Source organism: Mycobacterium sp. E735 (assembly GCF_001666955.1).
In the GTDB taxonomy this organism is placed as follows: Bacteria; Actinomycetota; Actinomycetes; order Mycobacteriales; family Mycobacteriaceae; genus Mycobacterium.
Map to the genome: position 1 here is coordinate 33,877 of NZ_LZIX01000001.1, position 24,423 is coordinate 58,299.

The 24,423-nt window shown below is 70.6% G+C and carries 20 protein-coding genes, 1 tRNA gene and 1 pseudogene; 17 read left to right on the plus strand and 5 right to left on the minus strand.

Annotated elements, in window-relative coordinates; translation table 11 throughout:
• Positions 1 to 14: 14 nt before the first annotated feature.
• The 16 genes from A5704_RS00175 to A5704_RS00250 all read left to right on the plus strand — a co-directional run bounded on the left by A5704_RS00175 (position 15) and on the right by A5704_RS00250 (position 18,769).
• Positions 15 to 2,054: a penicillin-binding protein 2 gene (locus tag A5704_RS00175; protein WP_156737571.1), complete on the plus strand. Its 2,040-nt coding sequence runs from the start codon at positions 15 to 17 to the stop codon at positions 2,052 to 2,054.
• Between the two features lie 151 nt (positions 2,055 to 2,205).
• Positions 2,206 to 3,786, plus strand: a complete 1,581-nt coding sequence (locus A5704_RS00180; RefSeq protein ID WP_067886808.1) for a UDP-N-acetylmuramoyl-L-alanyl-D-glutamate--2,6-diaminopimelate ligase — start codon at positions 2,206 to 2,208, stop codon at positions 3,784 to 3,786.
• Positions 3,783 to 5,345: a UDP-N-acetylmuramoyl-tripeptide--D-alanyl-D-alanine ligase gene (gene murF / locus A5704_RS00185; protein WP_067886749.1), complete on the plus strand. Its 1,563-nt coding sequence runs from the start codon at positions 3,783 to 3,785 to the stop codon at positions 5,343 to 5,345. The genes A5704_RS00180 and murF overlap by 4 nt, the downstream gene beginning before the upstream one ends.
• Positions 5,342 to 6,421 carry a phospho-N-acetylmuramoyl-pentapeptide-transferase gene (gene mraY / locus A5704_RS00190; RefSeq protein WP_067758585.1) on the plus strand — a complete coding sequence of 360 codons (1,080 nt, stop codon included), beginning with the start codon at positions 5,342 to 5,344 and terminating at the stop codon, positions 6,419 to 6,421. Before murF ends, mraY begins: the two co-directional genes overlap by 4 nt.
• 1 nt (position 6,422) lies before the next feature.
• Positions 6,423 to 7,880, plus strand: a complete 1,458-nt coding sequence (murD, locus tag A5704_RS00195) for a UDP-N-acetylmuramoyl-L-alanine--D-glutamate ligase (protein WP_369828406.1) — start codon at positions 6,423 to 6,425, stop codon at positions 7,878 to 7,880.
• A 7-nt stretch (positions 7,881 to 7,887) separates the two neighbouring features.
• Positions 7,888 to 9,525 carry a putative lipid II flippase FtsW gene (gene ftsW, locus A5704_RS00200; RefSeq protein WP_067886751.1) on the plus strand — a complete coding sequence of 546 codons (1,638 nt, stop codon included), beginning with the start codon at positions 7,888 to 7,890 and terminating at the stop codon, positions 9,523 to 9,525.
• Positions 9,522 to 10,733 (plus strand): undecaprenyldiphospho-muramoylpentapeptide beta-N-acetylglucosaminyltransferase, encoded by a 1,212-nt coding sequence (murG, locus tag A5704_RS00205; protein ID WP_067758591.1) that lies wholly within the window; start codon positions 9,522 to 9,524, stop codon positions 10,731 to 10,733. The genes ftsW and murG overlap by 4 nt, the downstream gene beginning before the upstream one ends.
• Complete coding sequence (gene murC, locus A5704_RS00210; RefSeq protein WP_067886754.1) at positions 10,730 to 12,190, plus strand: UDP-N-acetylmuramate--L-alanine ligase; 1,461 nt, start codon at positions 10,730 to 10,732, stop codon at positions 12,188 to 12,190. Before murG ends, murC begins: the two co-directional genes overlap by 4 nt.
• Positions 12,187 to 13,128, plus strand: a complete 942-nt coding sequence (locus tag A5704_RS00215) for a cell division protein FtsQ/DivIB (RefSeq protein WP_067886757.1) — start codon at positions 12,187 to 12,189, stop codon at positions 13,126 to 13,128. The genes murC and A5704_RS00215 overlap by 4 nt, the downstream gene beginning before the upstream one ends.
• 219 nt (positions 13,129 to 13,347) lie before the next feature.
• A complete protein-coding gene (gene ftsZ, locus A5704_RS00220; protein WP_067758682.1) occupies positions 13,348 to 14,499 on the plus strand; it encodes a cell division protein FtsZ in 1,152 nt (383 codons plus the stop codon).
• Between the two features lie 101 nt (positions 14,500 to 14,600).
• Entirely contained in the window at positions 14,601 to 15,308 is a 708-nt protein-coding gene (gene pgeF / locus A5704_RS00225; protein WP_067758601.1) for a peptidoglycan editing factor PgeF, read from the plus strand.
• Between the two features lie 5 nt (positions 15,309 to 15,313).
• Positions 15,314 to 16,084: a YggS family pyridoxal phosphate-dependent enzyme gene (locus tag A5704_RS00230; RefSeq protein ID WP_067758685.1), complete on the plus strand. Its 771-nt coding sequence runs from the start codon at positions 15,314 to 15,316 to the stop codon at positions 16,082 to 16,084.
• A gap of 62 nt (positions 16,085 to 16,146) precedes the next feature.
• A complete protein-coding gene (locus tag A5704_RS00235; RefSeq protein WP_067274456.1) occupies positions 16,147 to 16,788 on the plus strand; it encodes a cell division protein SepF in 642 nt (213 codons plus the stop codon).
• A 145-nt stretch (positions 16,789 to 16,933) separates the two neighbouring features.
• Complete coding sequence (locus A5704_RS00240; RefSeq protein ID WP_007170773.1) at positions 16,934 to 17,224, plus strand: YggT family protein; 291 nt, start codon at positions 16,934 to 16,936, stop codon at positions 17,222 to 17,224.
• A 288-nt stretch (positions 17,225 to 17,512) separates the two neighbouring features.
• Complete coding sequence (locus A5704_RS00245; RefSeq protein WP_067758604.1) at positions 17,513 to 18,319, plus strand: DivIVA domain-containing protein; 807 nt, start codon at positions 17,513 to 17,515, stop codon at positions 18,317 to 18,319.
• 96 nt (positions 18,320 to 18,415) lie between these two features.
• Positions 18,416 to 18,769 (plus strand): hypothetical protein, encoded by a 354-nt coding sequence (locus A5704_RS00250; RefSeq protein ID WP_067886760.1) that lies wholly within the window; start codon positions 18,416 to 18,418, stop codon positions 18,767 to 18,769.
• Between the two features lie 3 nt (positions 18,770 to 18,772).
• Here the strand turns inward: A5704_RS00250 and A5704_RS00255 are convergent.
• The 5 genes and pseudogenes from A5704_RS00255 to A5704_RS00275 all read right to left on the minus strand — a co-directional run.
• Positions 18,773 to 19,453: pseudogene (locus A5704_RS00255) on the minus strand (phosphoribosyltransferase); the annotation flags it as partial.
• 39 nt (positions 19,454 to 19,492) lie between these two features.
• Entirely contained in the window at positions 19,493 to 19,858 is a 366-nt protein-coding gene (locus tag A5704_RS00260; RefSeq protein WP_067886768.1) for an STAS domain-containing protein, read from the minus strand.
• A complete protein-coding gene (locus A5704_RS00265; RefSeq protein ID WP_067886771.1) occupies positions 19,855 to 20,952 on the minus strand; it encodes a B12-binding domain-containing protein in 1,098 nt (365 codons plus the stop codon). Before A5704_RS00265 ends, A5704_RS00260 begins: the two co-directional genes overlap by 4 nt.
• Positions 20,949 to 22,610: a PP2C family protein-serine/threonine phosphatase gene (locus A5704_RS00270; protein WP_067758618.1), complete on the minus strand. Its 1,662-nt coding sequence runs from the start codon at positions 22,608 to 22,610 to the stop codon at positions 20,949 to 20,951. The genes A5704_RS00265 and A5704_RS00270 overlap by 4 nt, the downstream gene beginning before the upstream one ends.
• Positions 22,611 to 22,872: 262 nt before the next feature.
• Positions 22,873 to 22,958: transfer RNA gene (locus A5704_RS00275), tRNA-Leu, on the minus strand.
• A gap of 113 nt (positions 22,959 to 23,071) precedes the next feature.
• Here A5704_RS00275 and A5704_RS00280 point away from each other — a divergent pair.
• A complete protein-coding gene (locus A5704_RS00280; protein ID WP_197505029.1) occupies positions 23,072 to 24,418 on the plus strand; it encodes a M20/M25/M40 family metallo-hydrolase in 1,347 nt (448 codons plus the stop codon).
• Positions 24,419 to 24,423: the final 5 nt, after the last annotated feature.

The following is a 24,423-nucleotide window of genomic DNA, read 5'->3' on the forward strand; positions in this document are numbered from 1 at the left end:
GCCGCGGCGACTCCATGCGCGCCCGCCGGTCGCAGCCGAGCCGTGGTCCCCGTAAAGCGCAGGAAGCCAAGGGGGTTCGCCAGCCGAAGCGCCGCGGGAAGCAACAGCAGGCCCAGGACGTCCGGGAGCCGAAGCGATTCCGGAAAGCCAAGGAAGCCAAGCAGGGCCGCGCGGCCGACCGTCCGGAGGCCGCGGCGACCGGGCACTCCGCTCGGGAGCGGCGCACCCGCAAGCTCGTTCAGGCGGGCAGCCGCGGCGCGTCGTTCGTGTTCCGGCATCGGGCCGGGAACGCGGCCATCGGGCTCCTGATCGTGGTGGCGGCGGTCCAGCTGTTCGTCCTGCAGGTGACCAACGCGCCGACGCTGCGCGCCCAGGCGGCGAGCCAGCTCAAGGTCACCGACGTCGAGAAGGCCGTGCGCGGCAGCATCGTCGACCGCAACAAGGATCAGCTGGCGTTCACAACCGAGTCGCGCGCGTTGACGTTCCAGCCCAAGAGGATTCGCAAACAACTCGACGAGGCCAAGAGCAAGAACTCGGCGGCCCCCGACCCACAGCAGCGGCTGCGGGACATCGCCAAAGAGGTCGCCACCCGGCTGGGCAACAAGCCCGACTCCGCGACCGTGTTGAAGAAGCTGCAGAGCGACGAGAACTTCGTCTATCTGGCGCGCGCCGTCGACCCCGCGGTCGCCAGCGCGATCTCCGACAAGTATCCCGAAGTCGGTTCGGAGCGGCAGGATCTGCGGCAGTACCCCGGCGGGTCGTTGGCGGCCAACATCGTCGGCGGCATTGACTGGGACGGCCACGGGCTGCTGGGGCTGGAGGAGTCGCTGGACTCGGTACTGTCGGGGACCGATGGCTCGGTCACCTACGACCGGGGATCCGACGGCGTCGTCATCCCCGGCAGTTACCGCAACCGGCACCGGGCGGTCAACGGCTCGATGGTCCAGCTGACGCTCGACGACGACATCCAGTTCTACGTGCAGCAGCAGGTGCAGCAGGCCAAGAATCTGTCCGGCGCACATGATGTTTCGGCGGTCGTGCTGGATTCGAAGACCGGCGAGGTTCTGGCGATGGCCAACGACAACACCTTCGACCCGTCCCAGGACATCGGGCGCCAGGGCGACAAGCAGCTGGGCAACCTGGCGGTGTCCTCGCCGTTCGAGCCGGGCTCGGTGAACAAGGTCATCACCGCGTCCTCGGTCATCGAGTACGGCCTGTCCAACCCCGACGAGGTGCTGCAGGTGCCCGGCTCGATCAACATGGGCGGCGTCAACGTGCACGACGCGTGGGAGCACGGCGTGATGCCCTACACCACGACCGGCGTGTTCGGAAAGTCCTCCAACGTCGGCACTTTGATGCTCGCGCAACGCGTCGGGCCGGAACGCTTCTACGACATGGTCCGCAAATTCGGGCTCGGGCAGCGCACCAACGTGGGCCTGCCCGGTGAGAGCGCCGGACTGGTGCCGCCGATCGACCAATGGTCGGGCAGCACCTTCTCCAACCTGCCCATCGGGCAAGGGCTTTCGATGACGCTGCTGCAGATGGCCGGCATGTATCAGACGATCGCCAACGATGGGGTGCGCATCCCGCCGCGGATCGTCAAGGCCACCATCGCACCCGACGGCACCCGGACCGAGGAGGCGCGTCCCGAGGGCGTGCGGGTGGTTTCGCCGCAGACGGCCCAAACCGTGCGCAACATGCTGCGCGCCGTCGTGCAGCGCGACCCGATGGGCTACCAGCAGGGCACCGGGCCCTCCGCCGCGGTGACCGGCTACCAGATGGCCGGCAAGACGGGCACCGCTCAGCAGATCAACCCGGCCTGCGGCTGCTACTTCGACAACGTCTACTGGATAACCTTCGCCGGCATGGCCACCGTCGACAACCCGCGCTATGTCATCGGGATCATGATGAACAACCCGGATCGCAACGCCGACGGTACGCCGGGCCACTCGGCGGCCCCGTTGTTCCACAACATCGCCGGCTGGCTCATGCAGCGGGAGAACGTGCCGCTGTCGCCGGACCCGGGTCCGCCGCTGACCCTGCAGGCGACGTAGCCAACCGGAAACCGCCGGCCAATCTGTCGTGCAGTGACGTCGGGTGTGCGTCCAGGGCGGGATTCGGGCCGAAATCCCGCCCTCAACGCACACTCGATCGATGAGCCCACCTGGCTGGCAGGCGCCTCTCGGTAGGGTGTCATGGCCGATCATGAGGACCACGTGCGTGGACGGGAGGTGTGCCGTGCCCACTGATTTGCGCCCCAGCGCCGTGGCGGGCGCGCGCCTGCCCGCGCTGGCGGCCCAGGTCGGGGCGGTGCCCGCGGACCGGGGCGCGGCGGTGCCCGACGTGCCCGTCACCGGCGTCACGCTGCGCGCCCAGGACGTGCGGCCCGGCGACCTGTTCGCCGCGCTGACGGGCGCCTCGACCCACGGGGCGCGGTACGCCCCCGAGGCGATCGAACGCGGCGCCGTCGCGGTCCTCACCGACGCCGCCGGCGTCGCGGAGATGGGCGCGTCGGCCTCGACCGTCCCGACACTGGTGCATCCGGCGCCCCGCGGGGTCCTCGGCGCCCTGGCCGCCACGGTGTACGGGAACCCATCGGAGCGTACGACGGTCATCGGGATCACCGGAACCTCGGGCAAGACCACCACGACGTATCTGGTCGAATCCGGGCTGCGCGCCGCGGGCCGCAAGGCCGGGCTGATCGGCACGATCGGCATCCGGATCGACGGCGCCGACGTCCCGAGCGCGCTGACCACGCCGGAGGCGCCCGCGCTGCAGGCCATGTTCGCGGCGATGGCCGAGCGCGGGGTGGACACCGTGGTCATGGAGGTCTCGAGCCACGCGCTGGCGCTCGGCCGGGTGGACGGCACCGGCTTCGCGGTGGGCGGCTTCACCAACCTGTCGCGCGACCACCTCGACTTTCACCCCACCATGGCCGACTACTTCGAGGCCAAGGCGAAGCTGTTCGACCCCGCGTCACCGCTGCGGGCCCGGCGGGTGGTGGTCTGCGTCGACGACGACGCCGGGCGCGCGATGGCGGCGCGGGCCGGGGATGCCATCACCGTCAGCGCAGCCGGCGAGCCGGCGCACTGGCGCGCCATGGACGTGATGCCGATGGGGGCCGGGGGACAGCAGTTCACCGCGATCGACCCCGCCGGCGTGCGCCACCGGGTCGGCATCCGGTTGCCGGGGCATTACAACGTCGCCAATTGCCTTGTGGCACTTGCGCTTCTGGACGCGGTGGGAGTCTCACCCGAGCAAGCGGCGCCCGGACTGCTGGAGACCCGGGTGCCCGGGCGCATGGAAGACATCGACGGTGGCCAGGATTTCCTCGCGCTGGTCGACTACGCCCACAAGCCCGGCGCGCTGCGCGCGGTGCTGACCACTCTGGCGCGGCCGGGTCGCCGGCTGGCGGTGGTGTTCGGCGCCGGCGGCGAGCGCGACCCGGGCAAGCGGGCGCCGATGGGCGCGACCGCCGCTGAGCTGGCCGACCTGGTCGTCGTCACCGATGACAACCCCCGCGGCGAGGACCCCGCCGCCATCCGCCGCGAGATCCTGTCCGGTGCGACCGAAAGCGGTGGTGCGGCCGAGGTCGTCGAGATCGGGGACCGGCGCGCGGCCATCCGGCACGCCGTCGCCTGGGCGCAACCGGGCGACGTGGTGCTGGTCGCCGGCAAGGGGCACGAGACCGGGCAGCGCGCCGCCGGCGAAACCCGTCCGTTCGACGACCGGGTGGAGCTGTCCGAGGCGTTGCGGGCCCGTCGGCCCCGTGAGACTCGGTCATGATCGACCTCACCGTCGCGCAGATCGCCGAGCTGGTGGGCGGCACGCTGGCCGACATCTCACCGCGGGCCGCCGCCGAGCTCCGCGTCACCGGAACCGTCGAATTCGATTCGCGCGCAGTGGGTCCCGGCGGGTTGTTCCTCGCGCTGCCGGGGGCGCACGCCGATGGGCATGACTACGCGCGGGCGGCGGCGGCGGCCGGCGCGGTGGCCGTGCTGGCCGCCCGGCCGGTGGGGGTGCCGGCGATCGTGGTGCCCCCGCAGCGGGCGAGCCGCGGCGGCGGCCTGGCCGGGGTGCTCGAACACGACACCGACGGCTCGGGCGCGGCCGTGCTCGCCGCGCTGGCCAGGCTGGCCAAGGCGGTGGCCGCCGAGCTGGTGGCCGGCGGCCTGACCATCATCGGCATCACGGGTTCGTCGGGGAAGACGTCGACCAAAGACCTCGTCAAGACCGTGCTCGAGCCGCTGGGCGAGGTCATCGCCCCGCCCGGGTCGTTCAACAACGAGCTGGGCCACCCCTGGACGGTGCTGCGCGCGACGCGGGACACCGACTACCTGGTTCTCGAGATGTCGGCCCGCCATCCCGGCAACATCGCCGCGCTGGCCGAGATCGCCCCGCCCGCGATCGGGGTGGTGCTCAACGTCGGCACCGCCCACCTGGGCGAGTTCGGCTCACGGGAGGCCATCGCGCGGACCAAATCCGAACTGCCGCAATCGGTTCCGCCGTCCGGTGTGGTCATCCTCAACGCCGACGACCCGGTGGTGGCGGCGATGGCCCGCGTCACCGGGGCGAGGGTGGTGCGGGTCAGCCGGTCCAGCCGCACCGACTCGGGTCCCAGCGACGTCTGGGCGGACGGAGTGTCGCTGGACGAACTGGCCAGGCCGCGCTTTACCCTGCACGCGATGGACAGCGCGGTCGCGGTTGAGCTCGGCGTGTTCGGCGACCATCAGGTCACCAACGCGCTGTGTGCCGCCGCGGTCGCGCTGGAGTGCGGCGCGACCGTCGACCAGGTCGCCGCCGCGCTGGCGCAGGCGGGGCCGGTGTCGCGGCACCGGATGCACGTGACCACCCGGGCGGACGGGGTGACGGTGATCGACGACGCCTACAACGCCAACCCCGACTCGATGCGGGCCGGCCTGCAGGCGCTGGCCTGGATCGCCCACCGCGCAGGCGAGAAGCGCAGGAGCTGGGCGGTGCTGGGCGAAATGGCCGAGCTCGGCGACGACGCGGTGGCCGAACACGATCGCATCGGCCGCCTGGCGGTGCGCTTAGATGTGTCTCGACTCGTCGTCGTGGGAAGTGGGAGGTCGATGAGCGCCATGCACCACGGAGCGGTCATGGAGGGCTCGTGGGGAGCTGAGGCGGTCAACGTGGCCGATGCCGACGCGGCGCTGGCGCTGTTGCGGGCCGAGCTGCAGCCCGGCGACGTGGTCCTGGTCAAGGCCTCCAACGCGGCGGGGCTGGGAGCGCTGGCCGACGCCCTGGCTGGCGTCGATCGCGAGGGCGGCGAAGCCGGGCGAAGCGGGTCGTCACCATCGGACGTCGGGGGGACCGGCTCGTGAGGCAGATCCTGATCGCCGTCGCGATCGCGCTCGCGGTGTCAATCCTGTTGACGCCGGCGCTGATTCGCCTGTTCACCAGGCAGGGTTTCGGCCATCACACCCGCGAGGACGGGCCGCCCAGCCATCATTCGAAGCGCGGCACGCCGTCGATGGGCGGCGTGGCGATCCTCGCCGGCATCTGGGCGGGCTACCTCGGGACCCACCTGGCCGGGCTGGCGTTCGACGGCGAGGGCGTCTCCGCGTCGGGCCTGCTGGTGCTGGGCCTGGCGACCGCGCTCGGCGGCGTCGGCTTCCTCGACGACCTGATCAAGGTCCGCCGGTCGCGCAACCTCGGGTTGAACAAGACGGCCAAGACCATCGGGCAGGTGGCCGCCGCGGTGCTGTTCGGCGTGCTGGTCTTGCAGTTCCGCAACGGCAGCGGATTGACACCGGCCAGCTCGGACCTGTCCTATGTGCGCGAAATCGCCACCGTCACTTTGACTCCGGCGCTGTTCGTGTTGTTCTGCGTGGTCGTGGTCAGCGCGTGGTCCAACGCGGTCAATTTCACCGACGGTCTGGACGGCCTGGCCGCCGGGTGCATGGCCATGGTCACCGCCGCCTACGTGTTGATCACCTTCTGGCAGTACCGCAACGCGTGCGTGACGGCGCCGGGCCTGGGCTGCTACAACGTGCGCGACCCGCTGGACCTGGCGCTCGTCGCGGCCGCCACCGCGGGCGCCTGCATCGGCTTCCTGTGGTGGAACGCCGCTCCCGCGAAGATTTTCATGGGGGACACCGGCTCGCTGGCGCTGGGTGGCATCATCGCGGGCCTGTCGGTCACCAGCCGCACCGAGATCCTCGCCGTCGTGCTGGGGTCGCTGTTCGTCGCCGAGGTCACCTCGGTGGTGCTGCAGATCCTGGCGTTTCGCACCACCGGTCGCCGGGTGTTCCGGATGGCGCCGTTCCACCACCATTTCGAGTTGGCGGGCTGGGCCGAAACCACGGTGATCATTCGCTTCTGGCTGCTCACGGCGATCACGTGTGGGCTGGGCGTGGCCCTCTTCTACGGTGAGTGGCTGGGCGCGATCGGTGCCTGACGTGCCCGGACTCGAGCCTCTGGTGCCGGGCGCGCCGGTGCTGGTGGCCGGCGGCGGGGTGACCGGCAAGGCGGTGCTGTCCGCGCTGATCCGGTTCGGCGCGGTGCCGACCCTGTGCGACGACGACCCGGCCACGTTGCGGCGCTACGCCGAGAGCGGCGTGGCGACGATGACGACGTCGACGTCCGCGGAGCGCCTTGCGCAGTACGCCCTGGTGGTCACCAGCCCCGGGTTCTCGCCGGACACGCCGCTGCTGGCCGCCGCCGCGACGGAGGGCGTGCCGATCTGGGGCGACGTGGAGCTGGCCTGGCGGCTGGACACGGCGGGTTACTACGGGCCACCGCGCCGCTGGCTGGTGGTGACCGGCACGAACGGCAAGACGACCACGACGTCGATGCTGCATGCCATGCTGACCGCCGCGGGCCGGCGCAGCGTGCTGTGCGGCAATATCGGCGACCCGGTGCTCGACGTGCTCGAGCAGCCGGCCGACCTGCTGGCCGTCGAGCTGTCCAGCTTTCAGCTGCACTGGGCGCCCTCGGTGCGGCCCGAGGCGGGCGTCGTGCTCAACATCGCGGAGGACCACCTGGATTGGCATTCGACCATGGCCGACTACACGGCGGCCAAGGCGCGCGTGCTGGGCGGCCGGGTGGCGGTGGTGGGGCTCGACGACGCCCGGGCCGCGGCGTTGCTGGGCACCGCCGGGGCGCCGGTGCGCGTCGGCTTCCGGCTCGGCGAGCCGGCGGTGGGCGAACTCGGCGTGCGCGACGGCCGGCTGGTCGACCGCGCCTTCGCCGACGACCTCGCGCTCCTGCCGGTCGACTCGATCCCGGTGCCCGGGCCCGTCGGCGTCCTCGACGCCCTGGCCGCGGCCGCGCTGGCCCGCAGCGTCGACGTGCCCGCCGAGGCGATCGCGGGGGCGGTCGCGTCCTTCCGGGTGGGCCGGCACCGGGCGGAGGTGGTCGCGGTGGCCGACGGCATCACCTACGTCGACGACTCCAAGGCCACCAATCCGCACGCCGCCGAGGCGTCCGTGCTCGCCTACTCCCGCGTGGTGTGGGTGGCGGGCGGATTGCTCAAGGGCGCGTCGGTGGACGCCGAGGTCGCCCGGATGGCCCCCCGCCTGGTCGGGGCCGTGCTGATCGGCCGGGATCGGCAAGAGGTTGCAGAGGCGTTATCGCGACACGCGCCGGATGTCCCCGTCGTCCAGGTTGTGACAGGCGAGGATGCTGATATGAATGCGACGGCTGTGGTTGTTGGTGCAAATGTGACAGAAGTGAAATATTCCGGCGACGATCTCGGCACTTCCGTCATGACCGCGGCGGTGGCCGCGGCCCGCGACCTGGCCCGGCCCGGCGACACGGTGCTGCTGGCACCCGCGGGCGCCTCGTTTGACCAGTTCACCGGGTACGCCGACCGCGGCGACGCCTTCGCCGCCGCCGTCCGCGCGGCCACCCGGTAGGGCGGGAATGGGTAACCCGCTGGCCCGGCTCAGACGCCGGGACAAGGACATTGCAGAGGCCGGCGCCACCGAGGCCACCGACGCCACCGCGCCGGAGCAGCCGGACGCCGACGACGACGCGGCGACCGGCCCCGTCAGCGCCGCAGGCAGCTCGGAGGCCAGGCCGTCCACGAAGCCGCAGGCGGGAGGCGAGGGGCGTAACCGGTTCGGCGCCTGGCTGAGCCGGCCCATGACCTCGTTCCACCTGATCATCGCCGTGGCCGGGCTGCTGACGACGCTCGGTTTGATCATGGTGCTGTCGGCCTCGGGCGTGCGGTCCTACGACGCCGACGGGTCGGCCTGGGTGATCTTCGGCAAGCAGGTGCTGTGGACGGTGATCGGCCTGATCGCCTGCTACGCCTCGCTGCGCATGTCGGTCCGGTTCATCCGCCGCGTCGCCTTCACCGGCTACGTCGTCACCGTCATCCTGCTGGTGCTCGTGCTGGTGCCCGGCATCGGCAACCTGGCCAACGGGTCCCGGAAGTGGTTCGTCATCGCCGGATTCTCGATGCAGCCCTCGGAGTTGGCGAAGATCGCCTTCGCCATCTGGGGCGCGCACCTGCTGGCGGCACGCCGCCTGGAGCGCGCCTCGCTGCGCGACATGCTGATCCCGCTGGTGCCGGCGGCGGTCATCGCGCTGGCGCTGATCGTCGCCCAGCCTGACCTGGGGCAGACGGTGTCGCTGGGCATCATCCTGCTGGCGTTGTTGTGGTACGCCGGGCTGCCGCTGCGCGTCTTCGCCACCTCGCTGCTGGCCGTCTTCATGGCGGGCGCGGTCCTGGCCATGTCCGCGGGTTACCGCTCGGACCGGGTGAAGTCCTGGATGAACCCCGAGAACGACCCCATGGACACCGGCTACCAGGCCCGCCAGGCGAAGTTCGCCCTGGCCCACGGGGGGATCTTCGGCGACGGCCTGGGCCAGGGCGTCGCGAAGTGGAACTACCTGCCCAACGCCCACAACGACTTCATCTTCGCGATCATCGGCGAGGAGCTGGGCTTCGTCGGCGCATTCGGGCTGCTGGTGCTCTTCGGGTTGTTCGCCTACACCGGGATGCGCATCGCCCGCCGGTCGGCCGACCCCTTCCTGCGGCTCCTGACCGCCACGACGACGATGTGGGTGCTGGGCCAGGCGTTCATCAACATCGGTTACGTGATCGGGATCCTGCCGGTCACCGGCATCCAGCTGCCGCTCATCTCAGCGGGTGGAACTTCCACGGCTGCAACGCTTTTCATGATCGGCATCATGGCCAACGCGGCCCGTCACGAACCGGAGGCGGTGGCCGCGCTGCGCGCCGGCCGTGACGACAAGGTGAACCGCTTCCTGCGGCTGCCGCTGCCGCAGCCGTACGTGCCGACGCGGCTGGAATCGTTCCGCGACCGCAAGCGCGGCGGCAAGCAACCGGGCAAGGGAAGCCCGCCGCGCAACGGCGCGCGCAAGCCCGCCCGCACGGCCCAGGAACCGCTGCGGCCGGCGTTCTCCCGCACAGCCGCACGGCCGGCGCGCAGGGCGGTGCATCATGGATCTGGCCAGCGCTCCGCCACTCGCGGGGCCGGCCAGCGTCAGGCACGGCGCGCACGCGCACTGGAAGGTCAGCGTTACGGGTGAACGACACGGTCAGCAAGCCGACCGGCGGGCGGGGGACAAGTCCCCAGCCCGCCGGTGCCGCGTTGTCGGCATTTAAACCCCTGTCGGTCGTGCTGGCCGGCGGGGGCACCGCGGGCCACGTCGAGCCCGCGATGGCGGTGGCCGACGCGCTCAGCGCACTCGATCCGCAGGTGCGCATCACCGCGCTCGGCACCCACCGCGGGCTGGAGACCCGGCTGGTCCCCCAGCGCGGCTACCACCTCGAGCTGATCACGCCGGTGCCGCTGCCGCGCAAGCCCAGCGGCGACCTCGCGCGGCTGCCCCCGCGGGTGTGGCGCGCGGTCCGCGAGACCCGCGCGGTGCTCGACGCGGTGGACGCCGACGTCATCATCGGTTTCGGTGGGTACGTGGCGCTGCCGGCCTACCTCGCCGCCCGCGGGATTCCCCGCGGCCTCAGCCGTCGGCGCCGCGTCCCGGTGCTGATCCACGAAGCGAACGCCAGCGCCGGCCTGGCCAACCGCGTCGGCGCCCGCGGCGCCGACCGGGTGCTGTCCGCGGTTCCCGACTGCGGTTTGCCGCGCGCCGAGGTGGTGGGGGTGCCGGTGCGGGCGGCCATCACGTCGCTGGACCGCGCGGCGCTGCGCGCCGAGGCGCGCAGGCATTTCGGCTTCGCCGAGGACGCGCGGGTGTTGCTGGTGTTCGGCGGTTCGCAGGGGGCCGTGTCGCTCAACCGGGCCGTGTCCGGCGCCGCCGCCGACCTGGCGGCCGCGGGCGTGTCGGTGCTGCACGCGCACGGGCCGAAGAACACCCTCGACCTGCGGGAGAGCCAACCGGGCGATCCGCCGTACGTCGCGGTGCCCTACCTCGACCGGATGGACCTGGCCTACGCCGCCGCCGACCTGGCGATCTGCCGGTCCGGCGCCATGACCGTCGCCGAGGTCTCGGCGGTCGGGTTGCCGGCCATCTACGTGCCGCTGCCGATCGGCAACGGCGAACAGCGGCTCAACGCGCTGCCGGTGGTCAACGGCGGGGGCGGCATGGTGGTCGCCGACGCCGCGCTGACGCCGGAACTGGTGGCCCGCGAGGTGTCCGCCCTGCTCAACGACCCGCCCCGGTTGGCGGCTATGACGACGGCCGCCGCGCGGGTCGGGCACCCCGACGCGGCGCGCCAGGTGGCGCAGGCGGCGCTGGACATCGCCAGGAAGGCAGCCGCGGGAGGGCGGCGGTGAACGCCGAACAGCTGCCGCCCGAGCTGCAGCGGGTGCACATGGTGGGCATCGGCGGAGCCGGCATGTCGGGCATCGCCCGCATCCTGCTGGACCGCGGCGCGCTGGTCTCGGGGTCCGATGCCAAGGAGTCCCGCGGCGTGCACGCCCTGCGCGCCCGGGGCGCCTCGATCCGCATCGGCCACGACGCGTCGTCGCTCGACCTGCTGCCCGGCGGCCCGACGGCGGTCATCACCACCCACGCCGCCATTCCGAAGACCAACCCCGAGCTCGTCGAGGCCCGCCGGCGGGGCATTCCGATCATCCTGCGACCGGCGGTGCTGGCCAAGCTGATGGACGGGCGCACCACGCTGATGGTCACCGGCACGCACGGCAAGACGACGACGACGTCGATGTTGATCGTGGCGCTGCAGCACTGCGGGCGCGACCCGTCGTTCGCGGTCGGCGGTGAGATGGGGGAGGCCGGCACCAACGCGCATCACGGCAGCGGTGACTGCTTCGTGGCCGAGGCCGACGAGAGCGACGGCTCGCTGCTGGAATACACGCCGAACGTCGCCGTGGTCACCAACATCGAGACCGATCACCTGGATTTCTACGGCAGCGCCGACGCCTACGTCCGGGTGTTCGACGCCTTCGTGGAGCGGCTGGCCCCGGGTGGGGCGTTGGTGGTGTGCGTCGACGATCCGGGCGCGGCCGCGCTGGCGGACCGCACGGCCGAGCTGGGAATCCGGGTGCTGCGTTATGGATCCGACCCGGGCGTGGACCAGGCCGCCACCCTGCTGTCCTGGGAGCAGCAGGGCACCGAGGCGGTCGCCCACGTCCAGCTGGCGGGCGAACAGCATCCCCACGTGATGCGGCTGTCGGTGCCCGGTCGGCACATGGCGCTCAACGCGCTTGGCGCCCTGCTCGCCGCGCTCGAGATCGGCGCCCCGGCGGACGCGGTGCTGGACGGGCTGGCCGGTTTCGAGGGGGTCCGCCGGCGGTTCGAACTGGTCGGCAACTCCGGGTCGGTGCGCGTCTTCGACGACTACGCCCACCATCCCACCGAGATCAGCGCGACGCTGGCCGCCGTCCGCACGGTCCTCGAGCAGAGCTCCGGCGGCCGCAGCCTCGTGGTTTTTCAGCCTCACTTATATTCGCGCACAAAGGAATTCGCCGCGGAATTCGGTCGCGCGCTGGACGCCGCCGACGAGGTGTTCGTCCTCGACGTGTACGGCGCCCGCGAACAACCGCTGGCCGGGGTCAGCGGCGCCAGCGTCGCCGAGCACGTCAGCGTGCCCGTGCGCTACCTGCCGGACTTCTCCGCGGTCGCCGAGCAGGTGGCCGCGGCTGCCGGCCCCGGCGACGTCATCGTCACGATGGGCGCGGGCGACGTGACCCTGCTCGGGCCGGAGATCGTCACCGAGCTGCGGATCCGGGACAACCGCAGCGCGCCCGGCCGGCCGGGAGTGCCGCGATGACCCAGCCGGACGACCCCGTGGGTGTCGCCGGCGAATCGGCCTCCGGTTCGGCGGACGGCGCGATCACCGAACCGATCTTCGCCGCGGGGCCCGACGTCGAGAAGCCCACGGAGGACGAGGAATTCGAGGGGCCGCGCCGACGGGCGCGCCGGGAAAGAGCCGAGCGCCGCGCGGCGCAGGCACGCGCCACCGCCATCGAAGAGGCCCGCCGGGAGGCCAAACGCCGGGCCACCGGCCGCGCGGCCGACGAGCCCAAACCCGTGGCCCGGGGTGTGGTCCGCGGCCTGAAGATGCTGTTGGTGACGGTGCTGCTGGTCGCCCTCGGGATCGGGCTCGCGCTGATCCTGTACTTCACCCCCGCGATGTCGGCCCGCAACATCGTCGTCGTCGGCACCGGGGTGGTGACCCGGGAAGAGGTGTTGGACGCCGCCCGGGTGCGGCCGGGCACGCCGCTGCTGCAGATCAACACCAACCAGGTCGCCGACCGGGTGGCCGCCATCCGGCGGGTGGCCAGCGCCCGGGTGCAGCGCCAGTACCCGTCGGCGCTGCGCATCACCATCGTCGAGCGAATCGCGGTGGCGGTGAAGGACTTTCCCGACGGCCCGCACCTGTTCGACCGCGACGGCGTCGACTTCGCGACCGGGCCGCCGCCGCCGGCGCTGCCGTACCTCGACGTCGCCAACCCGGGCCCCAACGACCCGGCGACCAAGGCCGCGCTGCAGGTGCTGACCGCGCTGCGACCCGAGGTCGCGGGCCAGGTGGGCCGGGTCGCGGCCCCCTCGGACGCCTCGATCACGCTGACGCTGGGCGATGGCCGGGTCGTCATCTGGGGGACGACCGATCGCACCGACGAGAAGGCCGAGAAGCTGGCCGCGCTGCTGACCCAGCCCGGACGGACCTACGACGTGTCGAGCCCCGACCTGCCGACGGTGAAGTAGCGACGCCGGTCAAGCGCGGCGTGTGACGGTCGTAACAGAAAAAATTTGCGAGCCGCGCGTCGGCGCGCCTGCGGGGTTAGGGCGCGCCATGCCCATACCGTTCTGGTTGCGCGGAACTACTTGACATAACTCTAACTCTATGGTTGAGGTTGAGGGTTTGCCAGAGGGACCGTGAGTGACCGGAGAAACCGAATCCCCACCAGGGAGGAAGACGAGATGATGACCCCCCCGCATAACTACCTGGCCGTCATCAAGGTTGTGGGTATCGGTGGTGGCGGCGTCAACGCCGTCAACCGGATGATCGAACAGGGCCTCAAGGGCGTGGAGTTCATTGCGATCAACACCGATGCGCAGGCGCTGTTGATGAGCGATGCCGACGTCAAGCTCGACGTCGGCCGCGACTCCACCCGCGGGCTCGGCGCCGGGGCCGACCCGGAGGTCGGCCGCAAGGCCGCCGAGGACGCCAAGGACGAGATCGAGGAGCTGCTGCGTGGCGCGGACATGGTGTTCGTGACCGCCGGCGAGGGCGGCGGCACGGGCACCGGCGGCGCGCCCGTCGTCGCCAGCATCGCCCGCAAGCTGGGCGCGCTGACCGTCGGCGTGGTCACCCGGCCGTTCTCCTTCGAGGGCAAGCGGCGCGGGTCGCAGGCCGAAGGCGGCATCAACACGCTGCGGGAAAGCTGCGACACCCTGATCGTCATCCCCAACGACCGGTTGCTGCAGATGGGCGACGCCGCGGTGTCCCTGATGGACGCTTTCCGCAGCGCCGACGAGGTGCTCCTCAACGGCGTGCAGGGCATCACCGACCTGATCACCACGCCGGGCCTGATCAACGTCGACTTCGCCGACGTCAAGGGCATCATGTCCGGGGCGGGCACCGCGTTGATGGGCATCGGCTCGGCCCGCGGCGAGGGCCGCTCGCTCAAGGCCGCCGAGATCGCGATCAATTCACCCCTGCTGGAGCAATCCATGGAGGGCGCTCAGGGCGTGCTGATGTCGATCGCCGGCGGCAGCGACCTGGGCCTGTTCGAGATCAACGAGGCGGCCTCCCTGGTCCAGGACGCCGCCCATCAGGACGCCAACATCATCTTCGGGACCGTCATCGACGACTCCCTCGGCGACGAGGTGCGCGTCACCGTCATCGCCGCGGGCTTCAGCGCGACCGGTCCCGGTCGCAGACCGGTCACCGGGGACAGCGCCGCCGAAAAAGGCGGCGCGCACCGCATCGAATCGGCGAAGGCCGGCAAGCTCACCTCGACACTGTTCGAACCCGTCGACGCGGTCAGCGTCCCGGTTCACACCAACGGCGCCACGCTGAATATCGGTGGCGACGACGACGACGTCGACGTGCCGCCGTTCATGCGCCGCTGAGGGTCTCGATCTGCTTGCCAGTGCGCGACAAACCGGCCACGAAAAGCACGGGCAGGATGGCGCTGCCCGCTGGCAGCCGGGGGGCTCCGGATACTGAAGAAGTGAGCGTGCGCATCCGGCGGGTGACCACCACCCGCGCCGGTGGTGTCTCGGGTCCACCGTTCGACACCTTCAACCTGGGCGACCACGTCGGCGACGATCCGGCGGCGGTGGCCGCCAACCGCAACCGGCTGGCCGCCGCCATCGGGCTCAAGCCCGAGCGCGTCGTGTGGATGGACCAGGTCCACGGTGACCGGGTGGAGGTGGTCGACCGGCCACGGGGCGGCGCGGTCGAGAACACCGACGCGCTGGTGACCGGCACCGCGCGGCTGGCTCTGGCGGTGGTGACGGCCGACTGCGTGCCGGTGTTGCTCGCCGACGCGCGCGCCGGAGTGGCCGCGGCCGTGCACGCAGGCCGCGTCGGCGCCCAGCGCGGGGTGGTGGCCCGCACCGTGGAGGCGATGGTCGAGCTGGGCGCGCGCCCCGAGGACATCTCGGCCCTGCTGGGCCCGGCGGTGAGCGGCCGCAACTACGAGGTGCCCGCGGCCATGGCCGACGAGGTGGAGGCCGCGCTGCCCGGCAGCCGCACCACCACCTCGGCGGGCACCCCCGGCCTCGATCTTCGGGCCGGAATCGCTTGCCAGTTAACGGATTTGGGTGTGAGGGCCATCGACATCGATCCGCGGTGCACGGTCGACGACCCGACGTTGTTCAGCCACCGCCGGGACGCGCCCACCGGCCGGCTGGCCTCCCTGGTGTGGATGGAGTGACCGCGATGGCGGTGGACATGCCTGCGGGGGGTGACCGCGAAACGGAATTGACCCACGCATTAGCGGCGGTGCGCTCGCGCCTTGCGGCGGCCGCCGAAGCGGCGGGTCGCAATGTCGGTGAAATCGAACTGCTGCCGATTACCAAATTCTTCCCAGCAACCGATGTGGTGACTTTGTCGCGTTTGGGTTGCCGGGCCGTTGGCGAATCGCGGGATCAGGAAGCATCGGAAAAAGTGAGCGAAGTCACCAAACTCTTATCGCGGGTGGACGTCCCGGCCATGCGCTGGCACATGGTGGGCCACATCCAGCGGAACAAGGCCCGCTCGGTCGCCCGCTGGGCGCATACCGCTCACTCGGTGGACAGCTCGCAATTGGTCAGCGCCCTCGATCGGGGCGTCTCGGCCGCCCTGGCGGAGGGCCGCCGCGCCGATCCGATGCGGATCTACGTCCAGATCAGCCTTGACGGCGACGAGTCGCGGGGCGGCGTCGACATCTCGCTGCCGGGCGCGGTCGACCAGCTTTGCGCGCAGGCCGAGGAGTCAAAACACCTGGAACTGGCCGGGCTGATGGCCATCCCGCCGCTGGGCTCGGACCCCGACGCGGCCTTCGGGCGCCTGCGAACGGAGCATCTGCGCGTGCTGGAATCGCATCCCAACGCCGTCGGACTGTCCGCCGGCATGTCCGACGATTTCGAAATTGCCGTCAAACACGGTTCGACATGTGTGCGTGTCGGTACCGCGCTATTGGGCCCGCGGCCGCTACCGTCACCGTATTAAGTCACTGTAGTCACATCTTCATCACTGACACCAAGCATCAGGGGCTAGAAGGGGTCAACGCAATGAGCACACTGCACAAAGTCAAGGCCTATTTCGGTATGGCCCCGATGGACGACTACGACGACGAGTATTACGACGACCACGCGCCCTCCCGCGGATTCCCGCGCCCCCGCTTCGACGACGGGTACGGCCGCTACGAGGGGCGCGACTACGACGACCCGCGCGAGCCCGCGGACTACCCGCCGCCTGGCGGCTACCGCGGCGGTTACGCGGAGGAGTCGCGGTACGGCGCCGTCCACCCCCGCGAGTTCGAGCGGCCCGAGATGGGCAGGCCGCGCTTCGGGTCCTGGCTGCGCAATTCGACCCGCGGCGCGCTGGCGATGGACCCGCGCCGGATGGCGATGATGTTCGAGGAGGGCCACCCGCTCTCCAAGATCACCACGCTGCGGCCCAAGGACTACAGCGAGGCCCGCACCATCGGCGAGCGGTTCCGCGACGGCACCCCCGTCATCATGGACCTGGTGTCGATGGACAACGCCGACGCGAAGCGGCTCGTCGACTTCGCGGCGGGCCTGGCCTTCGCGTTGCGCGGCTCCTTCGACAAGGTGGCCACCAAGGTGTTCCTGCTGTCGCCCGCCGACGTCGACGTGTCCCCGGAGGAGCGTCGCCGGATCGCCGAAACCGGCTTCTACGCTTACCAATAAACCCGGCTCGGCGGCGGCGGTCGGCCGCCGCCTTCGCTGGCCGGGCGAGCTGAGATGTGGTCGAGGGCCCGGAGTCGGTACGCTGGCAGGCGCCGCGCATGCCTGCGGCGCATGACATCTCATCGGTAAGGTCGGGGCTCTTCAGTTGGTGCTGTTCTTTCAGATCCTTGGGTTTGCGCTGTTCATCTTCTGGCTGCTGCTCATCGCCCGGGTCGTCGTCGAGTTCATCCGATCGTTCAGCCGTGACTGGCATCCCACCGGCATCACCGTGGTGATCCTCGAGATCATCATGTCGATCACCGATCCGCCGGTGAAGTTGCTGCGCCGGCTGATCCCTCAACTCACCATCGGGGCGGTCCGTTTCGACCTGTCCATCATGGTGCTGCTGTTGGTCGCGTTCATCGGCATGCAGCTCGCCTTCGGCGCCGCGGCCTAACCTTGTCTCCAGCGCCTTGTCTCCGGGCCGTTTCGGTCCCTGTCCGCGGGCCGGCTTCGGTGCCCGGAGACGGTTCGGCCACGTTTTCGCCTCGGTTTGGTGGCTGCGATTTAAAAATTCTAAGGTTTCGGATTTTATTGCCCTGAGCGTTTGAAATTGGTTCTTATTTATTGGCCTAAACAGCAACGGTCGCGCCTGGTGTGACAGGATGGACGGCAGTTGCACGACGGCTACCACTGCGTTCTACACTTTCCAGAACGTTAGACAGGAACTTGAGGGGACGAAACAATGCCGCTTACACCAGCCGACGTCCACAATGTGGCGTTCAGTAAGCCACCGATCGGCAAGCGGGGGTACAACGAAGACGAGGTCGACGCCTTCCTCGATCTGGTGGAAGCCGAGCTGACGCGGCTCATCGAAGAGAACAGCGATCTGCGTCAGCGGATCGAGGAGCTGGACCAGGAGCTGGCCTCCGGCGGCGGCGCGAGCGCCGCCCCAGCCGCCGCGGCCGCCCCCACTCAGGCGATTCCCGTCCCCGAGCCGGAGCCGGCCCCCAAGGCGGCGCCGGTGGCCGCGCCTGCCGCGTCCTCGTCGAGCAACGAGGAACAGGCCATGAAGGCGGCTCGGGTGCTCAGCCTGGCCCAGGACACCGCCGACCGGCTGACCAGCACGGCCAAGGCGGAGTCGGACAAGATGCTGGCCGACGCCCGCGCCAACGCCGACCAGATCCTCTCCGAGGCCCGCCAGACGGCCGAGACCACGGTCACCGAGGCCCGGCAGCGCGCCGACGCGATGCTCGCCGACGCCCAAACCCGTTCCGAGACCCAGCTGCGCCAGGCGCAGGAGAAGGCCGACGCCCTGCAGGCCGACGCCGAGCGCAAGCACTCCGAGATCATGGGAACGATCAACCAGCAGCGCACCGTCCTGGAAGGCCGGCTCGAGCAGCTGCGTACCTTCGAACGCGAATACCGGACCCGGCTCAAGACCTACCTGGAATCGCAGCTGGAGGAGCTCGGCCAGCGTGGATCGGCGGCGCCCGTCGACTCCAGTGCCGACGCCGGCGGGTTCGACCAATTCAATCGGGGTAACAACTAGCCTCACAGGCGTGCCGGACACTCGCCCAGCTGCGCGGTCGGCACACTAGACCTGCACACGAACTGGCTCTCCCGCTCGCCGCTTGGAGGATGACCGATGCTGATCATTGCGCTGGTGCTGGCCCTGGTCGGGCTCGTTGCGTTGGTGTTCGCCGTCGTCACGAGCAACGAGTTGGTGGCCTGGGTGTGCATCGGCGCCAGCGTGCTCGGCGTGGTCCTGTTGATCATCGACGCGTTGCAGGAGCGGCAGCGCCGCGACGCGGGCGCCACGGAGCAACACGAGGATGAGGCCGGCGAAGAGGCCGTCGACTACCCCGAGGAAGCAACCGAGGAAGCGCCCGACGAGGGCGCCCACGAAGCGCCGGCGGAAGCCGGCGCGCCGCCATCGGCGGAGGTCACCGAACAGTCGGCGGTGGCCGCGGAGGGTCGCGGCGACGACGCCGCCAAGTAACACTCAGCAGGTGGGCGTGGCGAGTGTCTCGCGCACCTCGTCGTCGCTCACCTGATGGAAGTCGTCGTACACCTGGCCGACCGCTTCGAATCCGGGCGGCATCGTCACGCAGACCACCTCGTCCGCCTCGAGGGTGAGCTCACGGCAGGTCGACCGCGGTCCCACCGGCACCGCGACCACGATCGATCTCGGGCCCGCGGCTCGCACCGCCCGGACGGCGGCCAGCATGCTGGCCCCGGTCGCGATGCCGTCGTCGACCAGGATCACCACCTGGCCGCGGGGGTCGGCCGGCGCGCGATCGCCCCGGTACGCGCGCTCACGGCGGGCGAGTTCGGTTGTCTCGCTTCGGATTACCTCACGGACCTGCTCGTCGCTGATCTGCAGGCTCGAAACCACGTCGTCGTTCATGACGACGCCGCCGCCGCTGGCCAACGCGCCCATCGCGAGCTCCGACCACCGCGGCACCCCGAGCTTGCGGACCAGGAACACATCCAGCGGGGCGTGCAGCGCGGCGGCGATCTCCCACGCCACCGGCACGCCGCCGCGGGCCAGCCCGAACACCAGCACGTCGTCCCTGTCGCGGTAGGACACCAGCTGCTCGGCCAGCGCGCGACCGGCCTCGCGGCGGTCGCGGAAGGTGCGCGTCGCAGAGTGCCGGAGAAATCCGTCGGGTGCCATCGGTCGCGTTCCAGCCTACGGGCTCTCGCCCCGGCGGCCGAGGGGTCAGCGAACCCCGGTTTCTCCCGGGGCGTTCTGGCCGCCCGCATCCGAGACGGACGCGGTGACGAGGTGCTCGAACGTGCCGGTGACATCCAGGATGCGGTCGAGGAATCGCGGTCGGTGGTCGAGGTGCAGGAGCACACCGGCCTGAGCGCTTCGGCGGTGGACCAGCAGCAGGCCGGACAGGCCGGCGGAATCGCAGAAGACGAGTTCGGCCAGGTCGAGATGCAGGTCCGCGAGGTTGGGCTGGCGGGTGAGGAGCTGGACGGCGGCCTCGACCATCGCGTCCACGGTCTCGTAGACCAGATCACCGGAGACCCGCACGCAGGCCGACCGCCCGGAGGTGGTGGTGTTCAGAGACAGGTTCATTCGGACGCTCCTGGGCCTGCGATGGCGGTGAGGGCATCGTTTGCTGCGGTCAGTAGGCGCTGGCCGCGGGGAAACTCGTTGAGCTGCACTGTCAGCGAATCCAGCGCCGGGTGCAGCGAAGCCGCCGGAACGCCGCGCGCGGTGAGGATTTCGGCGGTCCAGCTGATGAAGTCGGTGAACAGAGCGTCGTCGTCGGTGTAGAGACTCACGGTGAGGAAGTCGACGATGTGGGCGATGTCCTCGACGGTGCGCTGATGCTGCAGCGGGGAGTAGGCGCGCATGGCGGGAAAGCGGTCCTCCAGGTCGGCGACGGTGGACTTGACCAGCCGCGCCGCACTCCGGCTCACCATGGTGTATTCCTGGTCGGCCAGATGCGGCAGGTCATCGACGGGCTGGCGGTTGGACGCCCGCCGAACGGGGCTTAACCCGCGGCTCAGCCGCTCGTCGGCGGTGCGCGCGTCCGGCGCCCACGCGTCCGCCCCGAGCTGGCGGGCGAAGCGGCCGTCACGGCCGAACGCGGCGCCGCCGGCCAGGACGGGGAAGCCGGCGGATTGGCACGCGACGATCGCGGCGTGCGCGTTGGGTAACCGGGTGGGGATCGAGCAGGAGAGCGCGACGACGTCCGGGCCGTGCTGGTGCAGGTGGGCGACCAGGTGCGGGGTGGGCACCTGCGCGCCGAGGAAGTCGACCTGCCAGCCACGCAGCCGCAGGACCTCAGCCAGCAGCCGGGCGGGCAAAGCGTGCCACTCGCCGTCGACGCACGCCAGCGTGACCCGGCCGCCGTGGCTGGAGACCTTGCCGGCGGCGTGATGGGCCAGCGCGGCGATGACGCGATCGTTGATCGCCGAGGCGGCGTGTTCCTGCGCGACGCTGATCCTGTTCGCGGCCCATTCCGCGCCCACTTTGTGCTGGACGGGGGCGATCACCTCCAGCAGCACGTCCTCGGGCGTCATGCCCGCTTCCATCGCGGCGAACACGGTGGCGGCCGCGGCGTACTCGTCACGGTCGGTCAGTGCCCCCCAGAGCCGTTCGCGGACAACGAGATCGTCCGCGGCACCGGTGGCGGACGTCATGTCGGTGTCGTAGGACGTCATGCCACGTACCTGCCCCGGGTGTGCCCGTCGACGGCGCTGAGGTGGGTCCGCTGCGGGGCGGTGATGGCGACGACGGCGATGTCGTCGTGCACGCGTTGCCCCACCCAGTCCGAGGCCAGCATCAGGACGCGTTCGACGACCGCCTCGGCCGGCATCCCGGCGCAACCGGTCAGCGCGGCCGCCAGGCGCTGTTCGCCGAAGAAGTCGTCGCCGAGCGGGCCGCCGCGCGCTTCGGTGATGCCGTCGGTGTACAGCACGCACGTCTCGCCCGGCGCCAGCGAGGTCTCGAAAGATTGCACCGTGATGCGCTCCAGGGCGCCGACCAGTGTGCCCTTGGTGTTGGCCTCTTCCACTTGCCCGTTGTCGCGCACGATCAAGGGAGGGGGATGCCCGGCGCAGGTCAGGCGCAGCACCACCTGACCGTCCCGGTAGGCGACCGACGCCAGCACCAACGTCGCGAACCGCGTGTGGTCCGACGACAACATGGCACGGTTGAGCAGCGTGAGCACGCCCTCGTGGTCCTGCGCCAGCGGTGTCAGCGCCTGCAGCGTGTTGCGGATCTTGCCGGTCATCACGGCGGCCTCCAGGCCCTTCCCGCACACGTCGCCGAGCACCACCAGCGTCTCGTCCTCGGGACGTTGCGCGGGATGGAAGTCGTAGAAGTCGCCGCCGACGACCTCGTAATCCTTGGACGCCCGGTAGCCGCCGGCGAATTCGATGCCGTGCAGCCCGTGCAGCGGCGGGGGTAGCAGGTCACGCATCAGCGTGCGGGTGATGGCGGCCTGCTCGGCGTAGAGCCGCGCGGCGGACAGCGCAGCCCCCGCCCGGGCGGCGAACAAGCCGGCGAAGGTCTCCTCGTCGGCGGTGTACACCGGCCGACCGGTGCGCCGCAGCAACACCAACGCGCCGGCCGACACGCCGTGGCCCGGGAGCGTCAGGATCATCACGGACCCGGCCGCACCTGAGAAGTCTTGCGGGAGGAGCCAATCCGGAACCGAAACGGGGTCGATCCAGCTCGAGGAGACCGGCGGGAACCCATGCAGCGCCTCGCTCAACCCCGCCACCATCGCGGGGTCGGCGTCCACACTGCACTGCTCCACCGCCCCGGCCGCGGCGCTGTAGAAGACCGGAAGCCGACGGCCGCGGCCCGCGGGGGCCACCAGTACCGCCGCGTCCGCCAGGTGTTGGGCGGCCATCTGCACGGTCGCTTCCCTGCAGCGGTCGACGTTGAGCGAGGCCGTCAGCACCGACGACGCCTCGAGCAGGATCGCGGTGCGCTCCTGTTCCCGTGCCAGCGCTTCTTGGGCCTCGCGCAACAGCTGACCGGTGTCCTCGACCAGCGACCATGCCACCTCGCCGCTGGGCAGCACCGCCGCGTGCGCATCGAACTTGCGGCTGCCCACGTTTCCCGATACCAGCGAGGCGTCCGGGCCGACCGAGTCGGGATGCAGCTGCACGAGGCGATGGTGCGCGTGCGAAAGCCATTCGACCGTCTCGTCGATTCGACCGCCCTGGGCCGCGCCTGGCAACAAGGACTCGGCGGACCCGCTCAAGGCCTGCACGATTCCCGCGCGGTCGATGACCAGGGTGGGACAGGGCACAGCTGCCCACAAGCCGTCGAGGTCGATCTCGACGCCTACGTGGGCACCATCATGCATGCGGTTGACCTGTCAACGCGGGGAGTCGGAGTTGGCTAGCGTTACGTCCGACTGTACGTGTGCGGAATTGCGGGAGAGATTCGCTCGTGCGGGCCGTGCGTCGAAGATGCAGTGCAGGAGCCATTTCTCGACCCCGAGTGCGGGACTGCGGCAGGCCCGGACCTGAAGACCTGCGCCACGCGTGTGATCGCGGCTTGGCCGCTCAACACACTCCATCGGCTCGGAAATAAACGCGAGCGTTCATTTCCTCGCCTCAGTCGCGTGTCCGAGGGGGGACTTGAACCCCCACGCCCATTAGTAGGGCACTAGCACCTCAAGCTAGCGCGTCTGCCATTCCGCCACTCGGACAAGGCCAACGAGAGTTGGCAGCTAAGGCTATCGGATTGTCGCGCGCGCACCCAACCCAGCCGGGGCGCTCAGCGTCGAGCCGAGCGGCCCCGGCAGTGGTAGGAAAGGTGGTTGTGACCGCGCACACCGAGTTCCCGACCAACCCGAGTGACGACGTGGTCGAGGTCGTCAGCAGGTTGATCCGGTTCGACACCACCAACACCGGCGAACCGGAGACGACGCGGGGCGAGGCCGAGTGCGCGCAGTGGGTCGCCGAGCAGCTCGCTCAGGTCGGCTACTTGCCGCAGTACGTGGAATCGGGCGCCCCGGGCCGCGGCAATGTGATCGCCCGCCTCGCGGGTGCGGACAGCTCGCGCGGCGCCCTGCTGATCCACGGGCATCTCGACGTGGTGCCCGCCGAGCCGGCCGAGTGGAGCGTGCACCCGTTCTCCGGCGCGGTCAAGGACGGCTTCGTCTGGGGCCGCGGCGCGGTCGACATGAAGGACATGGTCGGCATGATGATCGTGGTGGCCCGGCGGTTGAAGCAGGCCGGCATCGTGCCGCCACGCGATCTGGTGTTCGCATTCCTTGCCGACGAGGAACACGGGGGCAGCTACGGGGCCCGCTGGCTGGTCGACAATCAGCCCGACCTGTTCGCGGGTGTGACCGAGGCGATCGGCGAAGTGGGCGGGTTCTCGCTGACCGTGCCGCGCCGCGACGGGGGCGAACGTCGGCTCTATCTGATCGAGACGGCCGAGAAGGGCCTGTCATGGATGCGGCTGACCGCCCGCGGCCCGGCCGGGCACGGATCCATGGTGCACGACCAGAACGCCGTCACCGCCGTCGCCGCGGCGGTCGCCCGGCTGGGCCGGCACCAGTTTCCGCTCGTGCTCACCGACACCGTCGCGCAGTTCCTGGCCGCCGTCGAGGAGGAGACCGGGCTGACGTTCGACGTTTCGTCGGGCGACCTGGCCGGAGCGATCGAAAAGCTCGGCCCCATGGCCCGCATGCTCAAGGCGGTGCTGCAGGACACCGCGAACCCGACGATGCTCAAGGCCGGGTACAAGGCCAACGTCGTCCCGGCGGTGGCCGAAGCGGTGGTCGACTGCCGAATCCTTCCGGGCCGCAAGGCGGCGTTCGAGGCCGAAGTCGACGAACTGCTGGGCCCCGATGTCACGCGCGAATGGATCAAGGACTTCGAGTCGTACGAGACCAGCTTCGACGGCGACCTGGTCGACGCCATGAACGCCGCCGTGCTGGCCCTTGACCCCGATGGGCGTACGGTGCCCTACATGCTTTCCGGTGGTACCGACGCAAAGTCTTTCGCGCGCTTGGGTATTCGTTGTTTTGGTTTCAGCCCGCTGCGGTTGCCGCCGGACCTCGACTTCACCGCGCTGTTCCACGGAGTCGACGAGCGGGTACCCGTGGATGCGCTGAGGTTCGGCACCGATGTGCTGGAACACTTCCTGACACACTGCTGAATAGT

Bases quoted from the DNA above. Each gene is read 5' to 3' on its own strand.
- A5704_RS00175 (WP_156737571.1), top strand. From the start codon at position 15: ATGCGCGCCCGCCGGTCGCAGCCGAGCCGTGGTCCCCGTAAAGCGCAG.
- A5704_RS00180 (WP_067886808.1), top strand. From the start codon at position 2,206: ATGAGGACCACGTGCGTGGACGGGAGGTGTGCCGTGCCCACTGATTTG.
- murF (WP_067886749.1), top strand. From the start codon at position 3,783: ATGATCGACCTCACCGTCGCGCAGATCGCCGAGCTGGTGGGCGGCACG.
- ftsW (WP_067886751.1), top strand. From the start codon at position 7,888: ATGGGTAACCCGCTGGCCCGGCTCAGACGCCGGGACAAGGACATTGCA.
- A5704_RS00215 (WP_067886757.1), top strand. From the start codon at position 12,187: ATGACCCAGCCGGACGACCCCGTGGGTGTCGCCGGCGAATCGGCCTCC.
- ftsZ (WP_067758682.1), top strand. From the start codon at position 13,348: ATGACCCCCCCGCATAACTACCTGGCCGTCATCAAGGTTGTGGGTATC.
- A5704_RS00230 (WP_067758685.1), top strand. From the start codon at position 15,314: ATGGCGGTGGACATGCCTGCGGGGGGTGACCGCGAAACGGAATTGACC.
- A5704_RS00235 (WP_067274456.1), top strand. From the start codon at position 16,147: ATGAGCACACTGCACAAAGTCAAGGCCTATTTCGGTATGGCCCCGATG.
- A5704_RS00245 (WP_067758604.1), top strand. From the start codon at position 17,513: ATGCCGCTTACACCAGCCGACGTCCACAATGTGGCGTTCAGTAAGCCA.
- A5704_RS00250 (WP_067886760.1), top strand. From the start codon at position 18,416: ATGCTGATCATTGCGCTGGTGCTGGCCCTGGTCGGGCTCGTTGCGTTG.
- A5704_RS00260 (WP_067886768.1), bottom strand. From the start codon at position 19,858: ATGAACCTGTCTCTGAACACCACCACCTCCGGGCGGTCGGCCTGCGTG.
- A5704_RS00265 (WP_067886771.1), bottom strand. From the start codon at position 20,952: ATGACGTCCTACGACACCGACATGACGTCCGCCACCGGTGCCGCGGAC.
- A5704_RS00270 (WP_067758618.1), bottom strand. From the start codon at position 22,610: ATGCATGATGGTGCCCACGTAGGCGTCGAGATCGACCTCGACGGCTTG.